Origin of the sequence: Rhodococcus sp. OAS809, from assembly GCF_040546695.1 — a bacterium.
In the GTDB taxonomy this organism is placed as follows: domain Bacteria; phylum Actinomycetota; class Actinomycetes; order Mycobacteriales; family Mycobacteriaceae; genus Rhodococcus_F; species Rhodococcus_F qingshengii.
The window spans coordinates 781,420-798,389 of the sequence record NZ_JBEPOI010000002.1; the positions used below are offsets into that span (position 1 = coordinate 781,420).

At 63.3% G+C, this 16,970-nt stretch carries 15 protein-coding genes; 9 read left to right on the plus strand and 6 right to left on the minus strand.

Translation table 11 applies throughout. The annotated features are described in order from the left end of the window. Window positions 1–28 precede the first annotated feature (28 nt). From ABIE52_RS06675 to ABIE52_RS06685, 3 genes are all read right to left on the minus strand, one after another. Window positions 29–1,114, minus strand: coding sequence for a helix-turn-helix domain-containing protein (locus ABIE52_RS06675; RefSeq protein WP_007733759.1), 1,086 nt, complete (start codon window positions 1,112–1,114; stop codon window positions 29–31). 146 nt (window positions 1,115–1,260) lie between these two features. Further along, window positions 1,261–2,421 carry an MFS transporter gene (locus ABIE52_RS06680; RefSeq protein WP_050655280.1) on the minus strand — a complete coding sequence of 387 codons (1,161 nt, stop codon included), beginning with the start codon at window positions 2,419–2,421 and terminating at the stop codon, window positions 1,261–1,263. Further along, a complete protein-coding gene (locus ABIE52_RS06685) occupies window positions 2,418–3,272 on the minus strand; it encodes a PAC2 family protein (protein ID WP_223257810.1) in 855 nt (284 codons plus the stop codon). The genes ABIE52_RS06680 and ABIE52_RS06685 overlap by 4 nt, the downstream gene beginning before the upstream one ends. A 168-nt stretch (window positions 3,273–3,440) precedes the next feature. On the opposite strand from ABIE52_RS06685, the gene metH reads away from it, so the two are divergent. From metH to hisG, 6 genes are all read left to right on the plus strand, one after another. Then, window positions 3,441–7,010, plus strand: coding sequence for a methionine synthase (metH, locus tag ABIE52_RS06690; RefSeq protein ID WP_192712390.1), 3,570 nt, complete (start codon window positions 3,441–3,443; stop codon window positions 7,008–7,010). Next, window positions 7,003–7,701: an HAD family hydrolase gene (locus ABIE52_RS06695; protein WP_007729900.1), complete on the plus strand. Its 699-nt coding sequence runs from the start codon at window positions 7,003–7,005 to the stop codon at window positions 7,699–7,701. Before metH ends, ABIE52_RS06695 begins: the two co-directional genes overlap by 8 nt. Before the next feature lie 12 nt (window positions 7,702–7,713). Next, on the plus strand, window positions 7,714–8,574 hold the full coding sequence (gene trhO, locus ABIE52_RS06700; RefSeq protein ID WP_042450983.1) for an oxygen-dependent tRNA uridine(34) hydroxylase TrhO: 861 nt from the start codon (window positions 7,714–7,716) through the stop codon (window positions 8,572–8,574). Window positions 8,575–8,631: 57 nt separating this feature from the next. Further along, complete coding sequence (locus ABIE52_RS06705; protein ID WP_047270562.1) at window positions 8,632–9,492, plus strand: pseudouridine synthase; 861 nt, start codon at window positions 8,632–8,634, stop codon at window positions 9,490–9,492. A gap of 59 nt (window positions 9,493–9,551) precedes the next feature. After that, window positions 9,552–9,815, plus strand: coding sequence for a phosphoribosyl-ATP diphosphatase (locus ABIE52_RS06710; protein ID WP_003944933.1), 264 nt, complete (start codon window positions 9,552–9,554; stop codon window positions 9,813–9,815). Between the two features lie 97 nt (window positions 9,816–9,912). After that, window positions 9,913–10,764 (plus strand): ATP phosphoribosyltransferase, encoded by an 852-nt coding sequence (gene hisG, locus ABIE52_RS06715; protein ID WP_003944905.1) that lies wholly within the window; start codon window positions 9,913–9,915, stop codon window positions 10,762–10,764. 46 nt (window positions 10,765–10,810) lie between these two features. On the opposite strand, the gene ABIE52_RS06720 is transcribed toward hisG, so the two are convergent. Then, on the minus strand, window positions 10,811–11,620 hold the full coding sequence (locus tag ABIE52_RS06720; protein WP_003944950.1) for a thioesterase family protein: 810 nt from the start codon (window positions 11,618–11,620) through the stop codon (window positions 10,811–10,813). Between the two features lies 1 nt (window position 11,621). Then, entirely contained in the window at window positions 11,622–12,512 is an 891-nt protein-coding gene (locus ABIE52_RS06725) for a RecB family exonuclease (protein ID WP_370852750.1), read from the minus strand. A 138-nt stretch (window positions 12,513–12,650) separates the two neighbouring features. Here ABIE52_RS06725 and ABIE52_RS06730 point away from each other — a divergent pair, with 138 nt between their 5' ends. After that, a complete protein-coding gene (locus ABIE52_RS06730; protein ID WP_042919726.1) occupies window positions 12,651–13,574 on the plus strand; it encodes a tRNA (adenine-N1)-methyltransferase in 924 nt (307 codons plus the stop codon). 64 nt (window positions 13,575–13,638) lie between these two features. On the opposite strand, the gene ABIE52_RS06735 is transcribed toward ABIE52_RS06730, so the two are convergent. Beyond that, a complete protein-coding gene (locus ABIE52_RS06735; protein ID WP_003944789.1) occupies window positions 13,639–14,163 on the minus strand; it encodes a WKL family lipoprotein in 525 nt (174 codons plus the stop codon). 195 nt (window positions 14,164–14,358) lie between these two features. Between ABIE52_RS06735 and arc the strand changes: the two genes are divergently transcribed. Both arc and ABIE52_RS06745 read left to right on the plus strand, forming a co-directional pair. Next, entirely contained in the window at window positions 14,359–16,134 is a 1,776-nt protein-coding gene (arc, locus tag ABIE52_RS06740) for a proteasome ATPase (protein ID WP_003944870.1), read from the plus strand. A 118-nt stretch (window positions 16,135–16,252) separates the two neighbouring features. Further along, window positions 16,253–16,930: a TIGR00266 family protein gene (locus ABIE52_RS06745; protein WP_064444616.1), complete on the plus strand. Its 678-nt coding sequence runs from the start codon at window positions 16,253–16,255 to the stop codon at window positions 16,928–16,930. Window positions 16,931–16,970: the final 40 nt, after the last annotated feature.

Sequence of the window (16,970 nt, forward strand, 5' to 3'; positions counted from 1 at the left end):
GGTAGGCGAGAGACGCCCCCTCTTTTTCCTACGGGCGATCCGTAGCAGGGGATGCGGCGCGTCGCCACTGCGATTCGTTCTCGATCATCCATGTGAGCAGGTGCTCGGCCGCCGCCTCGTCGGAGTCCGGGCCGACCAGCAGATCGGCGAACGCTTGGCTGGGGGCGACGATGCGGATGCCGTCGCGGGTGAGCAATCGGTCGAAGGCAGACGGTGAGAGGGGAGCGGTGATCCACACGTCACCGCCGGATTCCACCCGCCGTAGTCCGAGAGCGTCGGCGAACTGATCGACGTTGTCGGCATGGAAGTGGGCACGTCGAGTGGGCGCGTACCGAGCAAAGGGTGCGGCGGCCACCGAGGCGGTACCGGCGTAGATGTGACCGCTGAGCTGACGCAGTTGATCGAAGAGTGCTTCCAACCCGTCCGGCGCGTGAAAGCCGTGAGGCGTCGGCGCTTTGGCCCCGGCCTCAGCCGCCCATTCACGAAGCATCTTCGGCCAGCGGACGTCACCGATCCCACCGCGGGGGAGCCTGGTCACCAGTTCACGATCCGACAGTGTCTGAACCACCCGATAGGTTGCTCCCGTCGACGCACCGGCCAGGCGCACCAAGGCAGTGATCGCCAGTGGCGCCGCGAAATCGGCAAGCGCACGCACGACGCGAGCTGACGGATCGCCCGTCAACTGTCCGGAAGGACGTCCGGGCCCCCGCCACGGATCGGCGTCGGCTCCGCGTCCACGCACCCAGACGGCGGGTCGATCAGCGGTCAACGACACGTTGCCCGTGGCGTCTGCGTACGAGATCGCGTGGGAATCGAGCTGCCGGCGAACCGGCTCGGACAGATATTTTGCGCACACGAAGCCCGATTGACCGGTGGGGAAGCGATCGGCGATACCGGGAACGTCGCTGCTCAGGACACCGTGAGCGGCGTACACGCCGAATTTGGCCACCGAGCCGTCAGGGGAGCGGAGGTCGAGTCGGAGTGGCGCCTCGGACAGGTCGGGGGAGCGCTGCGTCGACAAAGACCAGGTAGGAGGCAAATTTTCTTCGATGACGGCAACCGATCGCCGAAAAATGTCGATCGGCCGTTCCGGTTCCGACTCAGATTCGCTCATGTTCCAATGGTATCAATATCTGTCGACGACGGAAACACAAGATTTTCCGAATAATGTTCGCCCTGACAGCCTCGCGACAACGGTGGTCGCTTTCGCCGAGAAACTCACTACCTACACAACTTCAAATTCGAAATTGCGGAGATCGATCAGCGTTGCTTCGGCATGATCAGGGGAGCGACGACGGCGAGCAGTAGTGCGGGGATCAGGAAGCTCGCGGCAGGCGAAGAGTCGTAAATCGGTGTCAGGGCCAGGGGAGCAAGAGCGGCGCCGCCGAAGCGCATCGCTTGGACGACGGACACGGCGCCGCCACGGTTCGGCCCCGCGGATCCGAGGACCGCCGCGTTGACGCCGACCAGCACGAACTGGCTCGCGACGCCTGCGACAAACCATGCGATCGCGATCACCGGCACCAAGCCGGCAAGGCCGACTACGGAGACCAGAACTGCTCCGCCCAGGGCGCCGATCATCACGGAGGAGCGTGCGCCGATGCGATCGATGAGGATTCCGATGCGCCGGGCCGAGAGGATGCCGGCCACGCCGAAGACGGTGAGCAGTAGGCCGCGGACGGTGGGGGACAGCCCGAACTCGTCTTCGAAGCGGAAAGCGAGCAGGAAGCTCAGTCCACCGAGGGCGCCCCAGCCGAGCAATGCAGCGATACCGATGCGGAGCACTTCGGGGCGTAATGCATCGCGGAGACGGGCGGGAGTGGTCGCTGCCGGTGCTTCGGACTTCGGAAGTCCGACGGCTCCCAGAATGCCCGCGACCACTGCGATTACGAGAAAGGCCAGACGCCAGTCGAATTCGGCCGCCAGTCCGCCGATCAACGGAGCCGACGACTGCCCTGCGGCCTGGAAAGCGCCGAAGGCTCCGAGGGCTCGACCCAGCCGTGCCTGCGGTGTTGCGGCCGCCAACGAGGCAAGCAGTAGCGGCGTGGTGAATGCGTTCGCGGAGCCCTGCAGTACCCGGGCGGCAAGGAAGATCTCGAGTGTCGGGGCGAGGAAGCATGCCAACGACGCGAGGACGTAGACGCCGTAAGCGATGCGCACCGTCCGAACCTTGCCCCACCGCGTCCCGAGTGTCCCCGACACCAACATCAGAGCGGCGAAGGGGAGCAGGTACGCGGTGAGGGAAGAGGCGGCCGCCGACGGACCGACCCCTAGATCGTCACCGATCTCTGGAAGGATCGAAGCAACCACGCCGCCGCCGAACGGGCCGAGGAACCCGCCGGCGTACAGCGCGATCAGCTGAAGCCGGAGGCGCAGTGGGCGCTGTGTACTTCCGCCTTCTTCTGGAGTGTTCTTGCTCACAGTCCGAAGCTGCCGGGGCCTCGCCGTCTGAGGTAGCGCTCGAATTCCGCGGCGATGGCATCGCCGTCGATCTTGGAGATTGCTTCGCTGATGTCGGTTTCGGCGTCTCCCCGTTCTTCCAGGGTGCGCACGTATTCGCCGATTTCCTCATCGTCCGCGGTCATTTCGTTGACCGCTTCCTCCCAATCCTCCGACTGAGCCGGGAGCTCCCCGAGTGGGACCTCGATGTCGAGAACATCCTCGACTCGTTGAAGGAGGGCCACTGTGGCCTTCGGGTTGGGTGGCTGCGAGACGTAGTGCGGAACCGCCGCCCAGAACGAAATAGCGGGTACACCAGCACGAACGCACTCGTCCTGAAGAACCCCGGTGATGCCCGTCGGGCCTTCGTACCGCGTCTGTTCCAGGTTGAATCGGGCGGCGGATTCACTGCTGTAGGCCGTGCCCGTCACCGGGACCGGTCGGGTGTGCGGAGTATCGGCGAGCAGGGCGCCGAGGATGACGACCGTCTTGACGTTCAGTTGGTCGATCAGCTCGAGCAGATCCTCGCAGAAACTGCGCCACCGCATGTTGGGCTCGATCCCGCGAAGCAGGACGATGTCGCTCTCGCTGCCAGGAGGCGAACAGACCGACAAACGTGTTGCCGGCCAAACGATTTCGCGAGTGACACCGTCGACCTGCCGGACTGTGGGGCGGTTGACCTGATAGTCGTAGTAGTCCTCTGAATCGAGTTCGGCGAGCGGCTGGGCATCCCAGATCAGCTCGAGATGTTCGACCGCACCGCTGGCTGCGTCACCGGCGTCGTTCCAGCCCTCGAAAGCTGCAACGAGGATGGGATCACGTAGGACAGGGATGTCGCCCTCGAGGCGGTCGCTGCTGTCGACGGCAAAGCCGTCAGGGCTCTCGAAGGCCGCGGAATCATCGAAATCGACCGGGCCGTCGGGAGTGACGGGGAACTCACTTGGACTCACCCACCCAGCCTACGGCCAGAGCTTGTCGGTGCGCCCACTACTCTGGACGGCATGTCTGCCCCATTTAACTCTGCCCTGCTTGATGCGCTGAAACAGCGCGTTGTCATCGGCGACGGAGCGATGGGCACCATGTTGCAGGCCGCGGACCTCACCCTGGACGACTTCCTCGGCCTCGAGGGGTGCAATGAGATCCTCAACGACACCCGTCCCGACGTGCTCAAAGACATCCACCGTGCGTACTTCGCCGCTGGTGCCGATGCCGTCGAGACCAACACCTTCGGTTGCAACCTGCCCAACCTCGCCGACTACGACATCTCTCACCGGATCCGCGAACTCGCGGAAAAAGGCACTGCTCTCGCCCGTGAAGTAGCGGACGAGATGGGACCAGGCCGCGACGGCATGGCCCGATTCGTACTCGGCTCGATGGGACCGGGAACCAAGCTCCCCAGCCTGGGACACGCACCGTACGCAGTCCTGCGTGACGCGTACACCGAAGCTGCGCTCGGCATGATCGACGGTGGCGCCGACGCCATCCTCGTCGAAACCTGCCAGGACCTGCTTCAGGTGAAAGCTGCAATCCTCGGCAGCCAGCGTGCGATGGAGCAACTCGGACTGCGGTTGCCGATCATCACGCACGTGACGGTCGAGACAACCGGAACGATGCTCCTGGGCAGTGAGATCGGTGCGGCGCTGACGGCACTCGAGCCACTCGGTATCGACATGATCGGTCTGAACTGTGCCACCGGGCCGGCCGAGATGAGTGAACATCTCCGTCATCTGTCCAAGTACTCCACGCTGCCGGTGTCGGTCATGCCCAATGCCGGCCTGCCGCAGCTCGGCCCCAAGGGTGCCGAGTATCCGCTGACTGCCGACGAATTGGCCGAAGCCCTCAGTGGTTTCGTCTCCGAGTTCGGACTCGGCCTCGTCGGTGGCTGCTGCGGTACGACGCCCGAGCACATCAGCGCGGTCGCCGACGCGGTTCGTCAGGTCGAGAAGGCCCAGCGCACGCCGATCCACGAGCCGAGCACCTCTTCGCTGTACTCGGCGGTGCCGTTCGAGCAGGACGCCAGCATCCTGATGATCGGCGAACGCACGAACTCCAACGGCTCCAAGGCTTTCCGCGAGGCGATGCTCTCCGCGGACTACCAGAAGTGCCTGGACATCGCCAAGGACCAGACCCGCGACGGCGCACACATGCTCGACCTCAACGTCGACTACGTGGGCCGCGACGGTGCCGCCGACATGTCGGAACTTGCCAGCCGCCTGGCGACGTCCTCGACGCTGCCGATCATGCTCGACTCCACCGAGCCTGCCGTGCTGCAAGCCGGCCTCGAGCACCTCGGTGGCCGCTGCGCCGTCAACTCCGTCAACTACGAAGACGGCGCCGGCCCCGAATCGCGTTTCCACAAGATCATGACTCTGGTCAAGGAGCACGGCGCGGCGGTCGTCGCCCTGACCATCGACGAAGAGGGCCAGGCTCGCACCGCCGAGACGAAGGTCGCCATCGCCAAGCGTCTGATCGAGGACATCAAGGGAAACTGGGGACTCGCCGAGTCCGACATCATCGTCGACGCCTTGACCTTCCCCATCTCCACCGGTCAGGAAGAGGTGCGACGCGACGGCATCGAGACCATCGAAGCCATCCGTCAGCTCAAGGCTGCGTACCCGGAACTCCACTTCACCCTGGGTATCTCGAACATCTCGTTCGGTTTGAACCCGGCCGCACGGCAGGTCCTCAACTCGGTGTTCCTGCACGAGTGCACCGAGGCAGGTCTGGACACGGCGATCGTACATGCGTCCAAGATTCTGCCGATGGCCCGAATTCCTGACGAGCAGCGTGAAACCGCACTCGACCTCGTCTACGACCGTCGTAGCGAGGGGTACGACCCGCTGCAGAAGCTGATGGCTCTGTTCGAGGGTGTCTCGGCTGCGTCGGCGCGCGAGTCCCGTGCGCAGGAACTGGCGGGACTTCCGTTGTTCGACCGGCTCGAACGCCGCATCGTCGACGGCGAGCGCAACGGCCTTGACGACGACCTCACCGAGGCGATGACGATCAAGCCTCCGCTGGCCATCATCAACGAGACCTTGCTCTCGGGCATGAAGACCGTCGGCGAGCTGTTCGGCTCCGGACAGATGCAGTTGCCGTTCGTGTTGCAGTCGGCCGAGGTCATGAAGGCTGCCGTGGCATTCCTCGAACCGCACATGGAAGCGAGCGACGAGGACGGCAAGGGTCGCATCGTGATCGCGACCGTCAAGGGCGACGTTCACGACATCGGCAAGAACCTGGTCGACATCATCTTGAGCAACAACGGCTACGAGGTCGTCAACATCGGTATCAAGCAGCCGATCGCGACCATCCTTGACGTCGCGTTGGACAAGAAAGCCGACGTGATCGGCATGTCCGGACTGCTCGTGAAGTCCACTGTCGTGATGAAGGAAAACCTCCAGGAACTCAACGCACGCGGAGTCGCCGAGAAGTTCCCGGTTCTGCTCGGTGGTGCGGCGCTCACGCGCTCCTACGTCGAGAACGACCTGCAGGAGGTGTACGAGGGCGACGTCAGCTATGCCCGCGACGCCTTCGAGGGTCTGAACTTGATGGACCAGATCATGACGACCAAGCGTGGTGGCGGCCCGGCGCCGGACAGCCCGGAGGCCATCGCTGCTCGCGAGAAGGCTGCCGAGCGTAAGGCACGTCACGAGCGTTCCAAGCGCATCGCCGAAAAGCGTAAGGCTGCAGCGGTTCCCGTGGTCCTGCCGGAGCGTTCCGATGTCGCAACCGACATCGCGGTGCCGACACCTCCCTTCTGGGGCTCGCGCATCGTCAAGGGAATCTCGCTGTCCGAGTACTCGGGGCTGCTCGACGAGCGCGCTCTTTTCCTCGGCCAGTGGGGCCTTCGCGGTCAGCGCAAGGGCGACGGTCCGACGTACGAGGAACTGGTCGAGTCGGAAGGCCGTCCGCGACTTCGGTACTGGCTCGATCGGTTGACGTCCGAGGGCATCCTCGCGCATGCCGGGGTCGTGTACGGGTACTTCCCGGCGATCTCGGAGGGCGACGACGTCATCGTGCTCACCGAGCCGAAACCGGATGCACCCGAAAGGTTCCGGTTCACCTACCCGCGCCAGCACCGCGACCGCTTCCTGTGCATCGCGGACTTCGTTCGCTCGCGCAAGGACGCCGAGGCCACCGGGCAGGTCGACGTTCTTCCGTTCCAGTTGGTGACGATGGGTCAGCCGATCGCGGACTTCGCCAACGAGTTGTTCGCATCGAACTCGTACCGCGATTACCTCGAGGTTCACGGAATCGGTGTCCAGCTCACGGAGTCTCTGGCCGAGTACTGGCATCGACGCGTCCGTGAAGAGCTAGTGCTTCCCGAGGGTCACACCGTCGCGGAGCAGGATCCCACCGAGGTTGCCGGTTACTTCGATCTCGAGTACCGCGGCGCTCGTTATTCGTTCGGATACGGCGCGTGCCCGGATCTCGAGGATCGAGCCAAGTTGGTTGCGTTGCTCGAACCCGAACGAATCGGCGTCGAATTGTCCGAGGAGCTGCAGCTGCATCCCGAGCAGTCCACGGACGCTTTTGTCCTGCACCACCCGGAAGCAAAGTATTTCAATGTCTGAGTTGTTGACCGAAGTATCCGAATCAACGCTCGGTGGTGTCCTGTGGGACATGGACGGCACCCTGCTCGATTCGGAGAAGCTGTGGGACATCGCGCTTCGTGAGCTGTCCCTACGCCTGGGCGGACCGATGACGGAAGCGACACGCGTTGCCGTCATCGGTGCGTCGAGCCCCTTCGCCCTTGCGACGGTGTTCGACGCTCTCGGCCTGGAGAAGCATCCCGATGCCATCGCCGAGGCGAAGGACTGGATGTACACCCGCGTCGGCGATCTTTTCGAGGACGGCGTGACCTGGCGGCCGGGTGCTCGCGACGCACTGTCGACCGTGCGTGACGGTGGTCTGCGTTCTGCACTGGTCACCAACACCGAGCGAGTTCTGGTCGATCGGGCACTCGGCATGCTCGGCCGTGAGTTCTTCGACCATTCGGTGTGTGGCGACGAGGTCCCCAACGGGAAACCGGCAGCGGATCCGTACCTGCGCGGCGCGCATCTGCTCGGACTCGAGCCGGCGCAGTGCCTCGCGATCGAGGACTCGCCGACCGGCACGGCGTCGGCCAGCGCTGCGGGTTGCGCGGTGCTCGTCGTTCCGTGTGAGGTCGACGTCCCCGCCGGCCCTGGACGCGTGTTTCGAGAGTCCCTGTTGGACTTGTCCATTCACGATCTTCACGACGTTCACTCGAGCGCGGCACGTTAGGCTGGATTTGCTGTGGCTATTCCGAAAATTGTTCTCTTCTACCAGTTCACGCCGTTGGCGGACCCGGAAGCGATCAAGCTGTGGCAGCACAGCCTGGCCGAGTCCAACAACCTGACGGGCCGGATCATCGTCTCGCCGCACGGGATCAACGCGACGGTCGGCGGAGACATCGAGGATGTCAAGCGATATGTCCGTGGTACGCGTGGTTACGAACCCTTCCGTACCGCTGACATCAAGTGGTCGGACGGCCTCGGGAACGATTTCCCTCGTCTGAGTGTCAAGGCACGCTCGGAGATCGTGACGTTCGGTGCCCCCGACGAGCTGAAAGTCGACGAGAACGGTGTGGTCGGCGGAGGAGTTCACCTGGTGCCCAAGGAACTACACGAACTCGTCGACACTCGCGGTGACGACGTCGTGTTCTTCGACGGGCGCAATGCCTTCGAAGCCGAGATCGGCCGTTTCCGAGATGCGATAGTTCCGGACGTCGCCACCACTCGGGATTTCGTCAACGAACTCGACAGTGGCAAATACGACCATCTCAAGGGCAAAGCCGTGGTCACGTACTGCACCGGCGGAGTGCGCTGTGAGGTGTTGTCTTCGCTGATGCGCTCACGTGGCTTCGACGAGGTCTATCAGTTGGACGGCGGAATCGTCCGTTACGGCGAGACTTTCGGCGACCGCGGCCTCTGGGACGGTTCCCTGTACGTGTTCGACAAGCGGATGAACATCGAGTTCTCATCCGAAGCCAAGACACTCGGCGTGTGTGTCGATTGTGGTACTCCGACCCCGCGGTACCGCAACCGGATCGACGGCGACGGCCGAACCCTCGAATTGCTCTGCGAGAGTTGTTCACCAGACCTCGAGCAGGACTGAGCTGTGCCCAAGGCTCCGTTGCCGATCCGAAACGGTCTCGGACCTGACCGGCTGCGGATGCCGGCGGAGTCGTCGGCGCGGACCGTCCTCGAGCACCTGGTCGGCGAGCATCCCGGGGAGCGGGACCTGTGGGCGGACCTCGTCAGCGCCGGGGACGTCGTTGACGAGCACGGGCGGAAGATCACGAGCCGAACGCCCTATCAGCCGACCCGGTTCGTGTACTTCTACCGCGAGCCGGCCCCCGAGATTCCGGTTCCGCACGAGATCGAGATCTTGTACCGCGACGACTCGATTCTCGTGATCGACAAACCGCACTTCCTGGCGACCATTCCACGGGGAGCGCACATCGTCGAAAGCGCAGTCGTGCGCCTGCGTCGTGACCTGGACCTTCCAGATCTTGCGCCAGTTCACCGCCTCGACCGGATGACGGCGGGTGTCATCGTGTTCACCGTGACACCGGACCTACGACGGCCGTACCAGGAACTTTTTGCCGAGCAGCGGATCGTCAAGGAGTACGAGGCGATTGCGGGCTTCGATCCGGAACTGACTTTCCCTCGCACGGTGCGCAGCCGCATCAACAAAGTTCACGGCGAGATGACGGCTACCGAAATCGCGGGCGAGCCGAACAGTGAGACCTCGATCGAACTGATCGAGGTGATCACCGACTCGGCCGGCCGGACGCTCGGGCGATACAGGTTGCTCCCACGGACCGGCCGGACCCATCAGCTTCGGCTGCACCTCAACTCGCTGGGCGTCCCGATCGTCGGTGACAACTACTATCCGGAGTATCTGCCCGCAGTGCCCGGTGACTTCTCGACTCCGTTGCGATTGTTGGCGCGAGCGTTGGAGTACCCGGATCCGATCACCGGGCAGACCCGCAGGTTCGTGAGTTCGCGCAGCCTCGACGCAGGCCTGTGAACACCGCTGTTCGTGGGCGTGTGAAAACCGCTTCCGTCCTCGTGAAAGAATAGCTACCCGTGAAGACCTTCGAATCCTTGTTCGCCGAATTGACCGAGCGCGCTGCTACTCGCCCCGAGGGGTCCGGCACTGTCGCCGCCCTCGACGCCGGTGTGCATGCTCAGGGCAAAAAGGTCATCGAGGAAGCCGGTGAAGTGTGGATCGCTGCGGAATACCAGAGCGATGAGCAGCTAGCCGAGGAAATTTCCCAGCTGCTGTACTGGACGCAGGTGTTGATGGTCGGTCGCGGACTGACCCTCGAGGACGTGTACCGACATCTGTGATCGGAGCTGACCAGCGAGATGTACTCCGTCTCGCTCGTCCAGGGCTTCCGATTCATGTCGTCTCACGTCACCCACACCTTCCGAAAGGACATCCACCATGCTGCGCGTAGCAGTTCCCAACAAAGGCTCACTGTCCGAGTCCGCCGCCGAGATTCTCAGCGAGGCCGGCTACCGTCGACGCACCGATTCCCGTGATCTGACAGTCCTCGATCCGGCCAATCAGGTCGAGTTCTTCTTCTTGCGCCCCAAGGACATTGCGATCTACGTCGGCTCCGGTGAGCTGGATCTCGGCATCACCGGTCGTGATCTCGCCGGCGACTCGGGTGCTCCCGTATCCGAGCGTCTGTCACTGGGCTTCGGCCGTTCGTCGTTCCGTTACGCAGCACCGGCCGGCAAGGACTGGGCCGTCGAGGATCTGTCCGGCCTGCGCATTGCAACGTCGTACCCGAACCTGGTCCGTAAGGACCTCACAGATCGCGGACTCGACGCCACCGTCATCCGTCTCGACGGAGCAGTGGAAATCTCGATTCAGCTCGGCGTCGCCGACGCGATCGCCGACGTGGTCGGATCGGGTCGTACTCTCCGCCAACACAACCTCGTGGCTTTCGGTGAATCGCTCTGCGATTCCGAAGGTGTCCTGATCGAGCGCACCGGCGCTCCGCAGGACGATCCCGCCCGCAACCAGCTCATCGAACGCGTACGCGGAATTGTCTTCGCGCAGCAGAATCTGATGATCGACTACGACTGCCCGCGCACCATCCTCGACGACGCCATCAAGATGACTCCCGGTATGGAATCGCCGACCCTCTCACCGTTGGCCGATCCCGACTGGGTCGCGGTTCGCGCGATGGTCCCGATCAAGGGACACAACCAGGTGATGGATGCCTTGGCCGAACTCGGTGCCAAGGCCATCCTCGCGTCGAACATCCGCTCGGTACGCGCTTTCTGATCACTGCCTGAATAGATTTACGCGCATTCGCGCCCGTTCCTGGAAATCAGGAACGGGCGCGAATCTGCAAAGTCTGGGCGATACGGCCCACGGCACCCTGCTCGTCGTAGAGCACGCCCGCACACATGCCGACGCCGTCCGGACCCGTTGTGGTTTCGGCGGCGACACCGACCCACTCTCCCTCGGGCACACGGAAGATATGCACCGTGAGATCTGTGTTGAGAAACGTCCAGTGCTCCGGGTCGAGCTTGGCGCCGACCCCGTTTGAGATGTCGGCCACCGCGAACAAACGCTCGAGAGCAGACATCTTCTCACCCTCGACCAGCTCTGGCTTGGGGCGCGCCCATACCTTCCCGGTTCCCACGCACCCGATCGGAGCAATCCAGGACCAGTCGAGGGTCTTGAGATAGCCGACGCTCCACAGACCCTCGAGAACGCCCGGGGTGCCGCTGTCGCGGGGTTCGAGCGGGGGATCGACTACGTGGACGACGTCGCCGGTATCCACCGTCTCCATCCGCCACGCCGTACCGCGCGCAACCGCGCGTGCAGATCCGTCGGCGGTGGTTGCCCACAGTTCGGCGACGATCAATTCGATTCGGCGACCGGGTCGTTCGATCCAGGACCGGACTTCGAGGTCGGCAATCGGAATCGGTCCGAGAATCTCGACGACGACGCGCGTCAGACGGGTTTCGTCGCGCGCACCGCACCGCTCGAGGGCTCGTACCAACAGCGCCGACGGGGGAGCGCCGTGCTGCAGTGTCGGGCCCCAGATGCTGACAGTTGCCTGCGTGCTCGCGAACCGCTCGTGCCCTTCCTCCGTCGTTCCGAGGTAGCGGTAGTACGAACTGTCCGTCATGTTATGAATTCTCCTTTGCGGCAACAGGTTCGGTGCTCAGCAGGTCCGGCCAACCTGGATACGGCGGAGGTGTTCCGCCGAACGAGGGGCACAGTGACTTGTGATCGCACCAGTCGCACAGTTTGCCAGGCTTGGGTCTGAAGTCTCCGGTCGCACCTGCTGCGAGGATCGCTTTCCAGATGGCGGAGAGGGTTCGCTCGAATCGGATGAGCTCGTCGTGATCCGGGGCGTACGTGAGAATCGAGCCGGAGGCCAGATAGATCAGGCGCAGTTGTGCGGGAACGATTCCGCGAGTGCGCAGCAGTACGAGCGCGTAGAACTTCATCTGGAAGAGCGCCTTGGATTCGGTGAACTCGCGAGGCGCTTTTCCGGTCTTGTAGTCGACCACCCGCACCTCACCCGTCGGTGCAACGTCTATCCGGTCGACGAAGCCGCGGAGTCGAACGCCGTTCTCCAATTCGGTCTCGACGTAGACCTCGCACGCCTCGGCATCGAATCGAGTGGGATCTTCGAGCGTGTAGTACGTCGCGACGAGCTTGCCGACTTCGTCGAGGAACGAATCCAGCTCGCCCTCCGGAACAAGGTCAGCGGCCTCGGGAGACTCGGCACTGACACGTTCCCACGCGGGACGGACGAGTTCGGCTGCGCGATCGGGAACCCGGTGACCGGTCGGGAGTGCAAACAGTGCTTCCAGTGCCGCGTGTACGACGGTGCCTCTGACCTGGGCTCTGGTTGGCGTTTCCGGAATTCTGTCGACTGCTCGGAAGCGATAGAGCAGGGGGCATTGTTTGTAGTCACCCGCCCGAGACGGAGAGAGCGCCGGCCGACTACGCGGGCGCTCGTGTGATGTTGCACCCGTTGGAGTGGGGGTTGGCAATTCGACAGAGCTCACACCTGGCAGGCTATGCGGTTGGTCCGACAACTCCGTCGGAGCCGGTGGCGAGGACACCGGAAACAAGCGAACAGGGATCATCTGCGCATGGCGAACGAGCTGCAACCAGAAGAAGGCACGACCGAAGTGGATGAGGTTGTGCAGTCCGCTGTCGCCGAGATTCCCGAACAAGAGCTTCCAGAAGCTGATCTCACTGCACCGGGCAAGCGGCCGTCAGGTCCGTTCCGCGTCGGCGACCGAGTACAGCTGACCGACGGCAAGGGACGCCACTACACGATCGTTCTCGAGGCGAACCGCGAATACCACACCCACAAGGGCGGAATCGTTCACAACGATCTGATCGGTGCCGACGAGGGCAGCGTCGTCAAGTCGGTCAACGGCACGCCCTATCTCGCATTGCGCCCCCTGCTGGTGGACTACGTGCTGTCCATGCCGCGCGGTGCCCAGGTCATCTACCCGAAGGACGCAGCTCAGATCGTCCACGAAGGCGACGTGTTCCCAGGGGCACGCGTGCTCGAGGCCGGAGCCGGCTCCGGCGCACTGACATGTTCGCTGCTGCGTGCCGTCGGACCCGAGGGCAAGGTCATCTCCTACGAGGTCCGCGACGATCATGCCGAACATGCGGTTCGCAACGTCGAGACCTTCTTCGGGGAACGTCCGCCGAACTGGGAACTGACCATCGCCGATCTCGCCGAGTTCGATCCGGAAGCGCACGGAGGCAAGGTCGATCGCGTCGTACTCGACATGCTGGCCCCGTGGGACGTCCTGCCCGCCGTCTCGCAGGCACTCGTGCCGGGCGGCGTGTTGATCGTCTACGTCGCGACCGTTACTCAGCTCTCGAAGGTCGTCGAGGCGATGCGGGAGCAGGAATGCTGGACCGAGCCCCGCTCGTGGGAATCGATCGTGCGCGGTTGGCACGTCGTCGGATTGGCGGTGCGCCCCGAACATCGGATGCAAGGCCACACCGCGTTCCTCGTGAGCGCTCGTCGTCTCGCCGAAGGAACTGTCACCCCGAAGCCGCAGCGGCGTGCGGGCAAGGGCTCGAACACCGCGGCCAAGTAGTCACACGAAAACAACAAGAGCGGCGATCCGGTATCCGGATCGCCGCTCTTGTCGTAGCTGGAAGTTATGCGGTGCAGGAAGCGCGGCCCATTTCCAGGAGCACGCATGCCGAGGTGTCGGACAGCTTCCAGGAGCCGTCTTCGAGCTCCCAGGTCCACGGGGTGGCCGGGGCGGCGCCGTGCGGGCTGACGACGGCGACGTCTGCGGTTGCGGTCTGACCGTCGACCTTGACGTTGTCCACGTTGAACGTGATCGCGTAGGCCGGGTTACCGCCCAGCGCAGCACTCATCGTCTCGATGTTGGCCTGACGCTTGGTTCCGTCGACCACCAGAGCGGTCTTCTCCTCGATCGGCTTGGCCGGATCGATGAGAGCGACGAGCGAAGCGTTGAGCTCCTCGGCCGTCGGAGCCGCTGCGGCAGCGGCAGCTGACGTCGTGGCGGAAGCCGAGGCCTTGGCTGTGGTGCTCGAGGCGGCGGCGGAAGTCGAACTTGCAGCCGTCGAATCCTTGTTGTCGTCCGAGCTGCATGCACCCATGGTCAGGACGGCAGCGACAGCACAAGCGCTGATGAGAGTCTTGCGGATGATCACAGCGTTACCTTTCGTTGTAAAGAGAGACAGGCGCTGTCTCCATCTTGTAGGCAAGGCTAACATGACCAAATTCTGGCTCGAGACCAGTCGGCACGGTCCGCGCGCAGGTGTGAATTCGCACTCGCGCACCGTGTCTGGCGACAGTTGGGGCCTTATGCCGGTAGCGTTGATGGATCGCACTGGGAGGAGACGCACATGAGCTCGACAGAGAACCCGGATTCGGTTGCGGCAGCAGAAGAACTCCACGCGCTACGAGTGGAAGCACAAGTACTGCGCCGACAACTTGCACAATCGCCGGAGCAGGTGCGTGAGCTGGAGTCGAAGGTGGACTCGTTGTCCATCCGAAACAGCAAGTTGATGGACACCCTCAAAGAGGCCCGTCAGCAGCTCATCGCGCTTCGTGAAGAAGTCGACAGACTCGGTCAACCGCCGAGCGGTTACGGAGTCCTTCTCTCGGTACACGAGGACAAGACCGTCGACGTGTTCACGTCGGGTCGCAAGATGCGGTTGACGTGCTCACCGAACATCGACACGGACACCCTCGCCCTCGGGCAGACGGTTCGCCTCAACGAGGCACTCACCATCGTCGAGGCCGGCACCTACGAGCAGGTCGGTGAGATCAGCACGCTCCGTGAGGTACTCGACGACGGCTTGCGCGCACTGGTGGTCGGTCATGCCGACGAAGAGCGCATCGTCTGGCTCGCAGCGCCGTTGGCAGCCGTCTTCGCCGACCCCGAAGCCGATATCATCGCGTACGACGCCGATTCTCCGACCAGGAAACTGCGTCCGGGCGACTCGTTGCTCGTCGACACCAAGGCCGGGTACGCCTTCGAGCGCATCCCGAAGGCCGAGGTCGAAGATCTGGTTCTCGAGGAAGTTCCGGACGTTCACTACGACGACATCGGTGGTCTCGGGCGTCAGATCGAGCAGATCCGTGATGCCGTCGAACTCCCGTTCCTCCACAAGGATCTGTTCCACGAGTACTCGCTGAGGCCGCCGAAGGGTGTACTGCTCTACGGTCCGCCTGGTTGCGGCAAGACGCTCATCGCCAAGGCCGTCGCCAACTCGTTGGCCAAGAAGATCGCAGAAGCCCGCGGTCAGGACAGCAAGGACGCCAAGTCCTACTTCCTGAACATCAAGGGCCCGGAACTTCTGAACAAGTTCGTCGGCGAAACCGAGCGTCACATTCGGATGATCTTCCAGCGTGCTCGTGAGAAGGCGTCCGAGGGCACTCCGGTGATCGTCTTCTTCGACGAGATGGACTCGATCTTCCGTACCCGTGGTTCGGGAGTCTCCTCCGACGTCGAGACAACGGTTGTTCCGCAGCTGCTCAGCGAGATCGACGGCGTGGAAGGGCTCGAGAACGTCATCGTCATCGGCGCGTCCAACCGTGAGGACATGATCGACCCGGCCATCCTGCGTCCCGGCCGACTGGATGTGAAGATCAAGATCGAGCGCCCCGACGCGGAATCCGCTCAGGACATCTTCTCGAAGTACCTGGTGGACGGTCTGCCGATCAATGCGGACGACCTCGCCGAGTTCGGTGGCGATCGCACTGCATGCTTGAAGGCGATGATCGTTCGCGTCGTCGATCGCATGTACGCGGAGAGCGAAGAGAATCGTTTTCTCGAGGTCACCTACGCCAACGGCGACAAGGAAGTTCTGTTCTTCAAGGACTTCAACTCGGGTGCGATGATCCAGAACATCGTCGACCGCGCCAAGAAGTACGCGATCAAGTCGGTACTCGACACCGGTGCTCCGGGCTTGCGTGTGCAGCACCTCTTCGATTCCATCGTCGACGAGTTCGCCGAGAACGAGGATCTGCCCAACACCACCAATCCTGATGACTGGGCACGTATTTCGGGCAAGAAGGGTGAGCGGATCGTCTACATCCGCACTCTCGTCACGGGCAAGAACGCCAGTGCGAGCCGCGCGATCGACACGGAGTCGAACACGGGCCAGTACCTGTAACGAAACGAACATCGATCGGGCCGGCCACTCCGCGAGAGTTGTCGGCCCGATCTCTGCGTCGCTGCCGTTGACTTCGTTGCGATTGGACCGGTCGGTCGCGCTGGTTTAGAGTCCCGCCGTGCAGATACATCTTCGACACAATCCGTCGTCCACAGTCGCTCGCTGCTACCTCGCGCCCGGCGAACCGCTGCGCGTGGAGAGCGGGGCGATGCTCGCGCATTCTGCCGGCGTAGTACTCGAAGCGAAGGCGCAGGGCGGCGTCCTGCAGGGACTCAAGCGGTCGATGCTGAGCGGCGAATCATTTTTCGTCACGACGTATACCGCTCCGCAGCAAGGTGGTTGGGTCGACGTGACTGGTGTGCTTCCCGGAGATCTGATCCCGCTGACCATCACCTCTGATCGCCCGTTCTTCCTCAACCGTGGAACCTGGTTGGCCAACTCCTACGGTGTGACGGTCGAGTCCAAGTGGGGCGGCATGTCCAACCTCTTCGGCGGTGAGGGCGGCTTCGGCCTGCGGGCAAGTGGCGACGGTGAAGTAGTGCTGGCCGTCTACGGCGCGATCGACGTCATCGACTTGCAGCCAGGCGAGACGGTCACGATCGATACCGGTCACGTGGTCGCCTACGACCTCGGCATGAATTTCAACATGCGGCGCGCCGTTCAGGGGCGCACCATTCAGTCGATGAAGTCCGGTGAAGGATTTGTCTTCGACTTCACCGGCCCAGGACGCGTTCTCGCGCAGACCCGCAACCCCAGCGCGTTCGCTGCTTGGCTCTCGGCGATCACCCCGGGCTGATCACAGGTCCCACCAGTGTTCAGTCCCAGCGGTGTTCAGT

What these genes read in the sequence shown, in the direction of transcription:
- ABIE52_RS06675 (WP_007733759.1), bottom strand. Translation starts at nt 1,114, where the DNA reads ATGAGCGAATCTGAGTCGGAACCGGAACGGCCGATCGACATTTTTCGG.
- metH (WP_192712390.1), top strand. Translation starts at nt 3,441, where the DNA reads ATGTCTGCCCCATTTAACTCTGCCCTGCTTGATGCGCTGAAACAGCGC.
- ABIE52_RS06695 (WP_007729900.1), top strand. Translation starts at nt 7,003, where the DNA reads ATGTCTGAGTTGTTGACCGAAGTATCCGAATCAACGCTCGGTGGTGTC.
- ABIE52_RS06705 (WP_047270562.1), top strand. Translation starts at nt 8,632, where the DNA reads ATGCCGGCGGAGTCGTCGGCGCGGACCGTCCTCGAGCACCTGGTCGGC.
- hisG (WP_003944905.1), top strand. Translation starts at nt 9,913, where the DNA reads ATGCTGCGCGTAGCAGTTCCCAACAAAGGCTCACTGTCCGAGTCCGCC.
- ABIE52_RS06720 (WP_003944950.1), bottom strand. Translation starts at nt 11,620, where the DNA reads ATGACGGACAGTTCGTACTACCGCTACCTCGGAACGACGGAGGAAGGG.
- arc (WP_003944870.1), top strand. Translation starts at nt 14,359, where the DNA reads ATGAGCTCGACAGAGAACCCGGATTCGGTTGCGGCAGCAGAAGAACTC.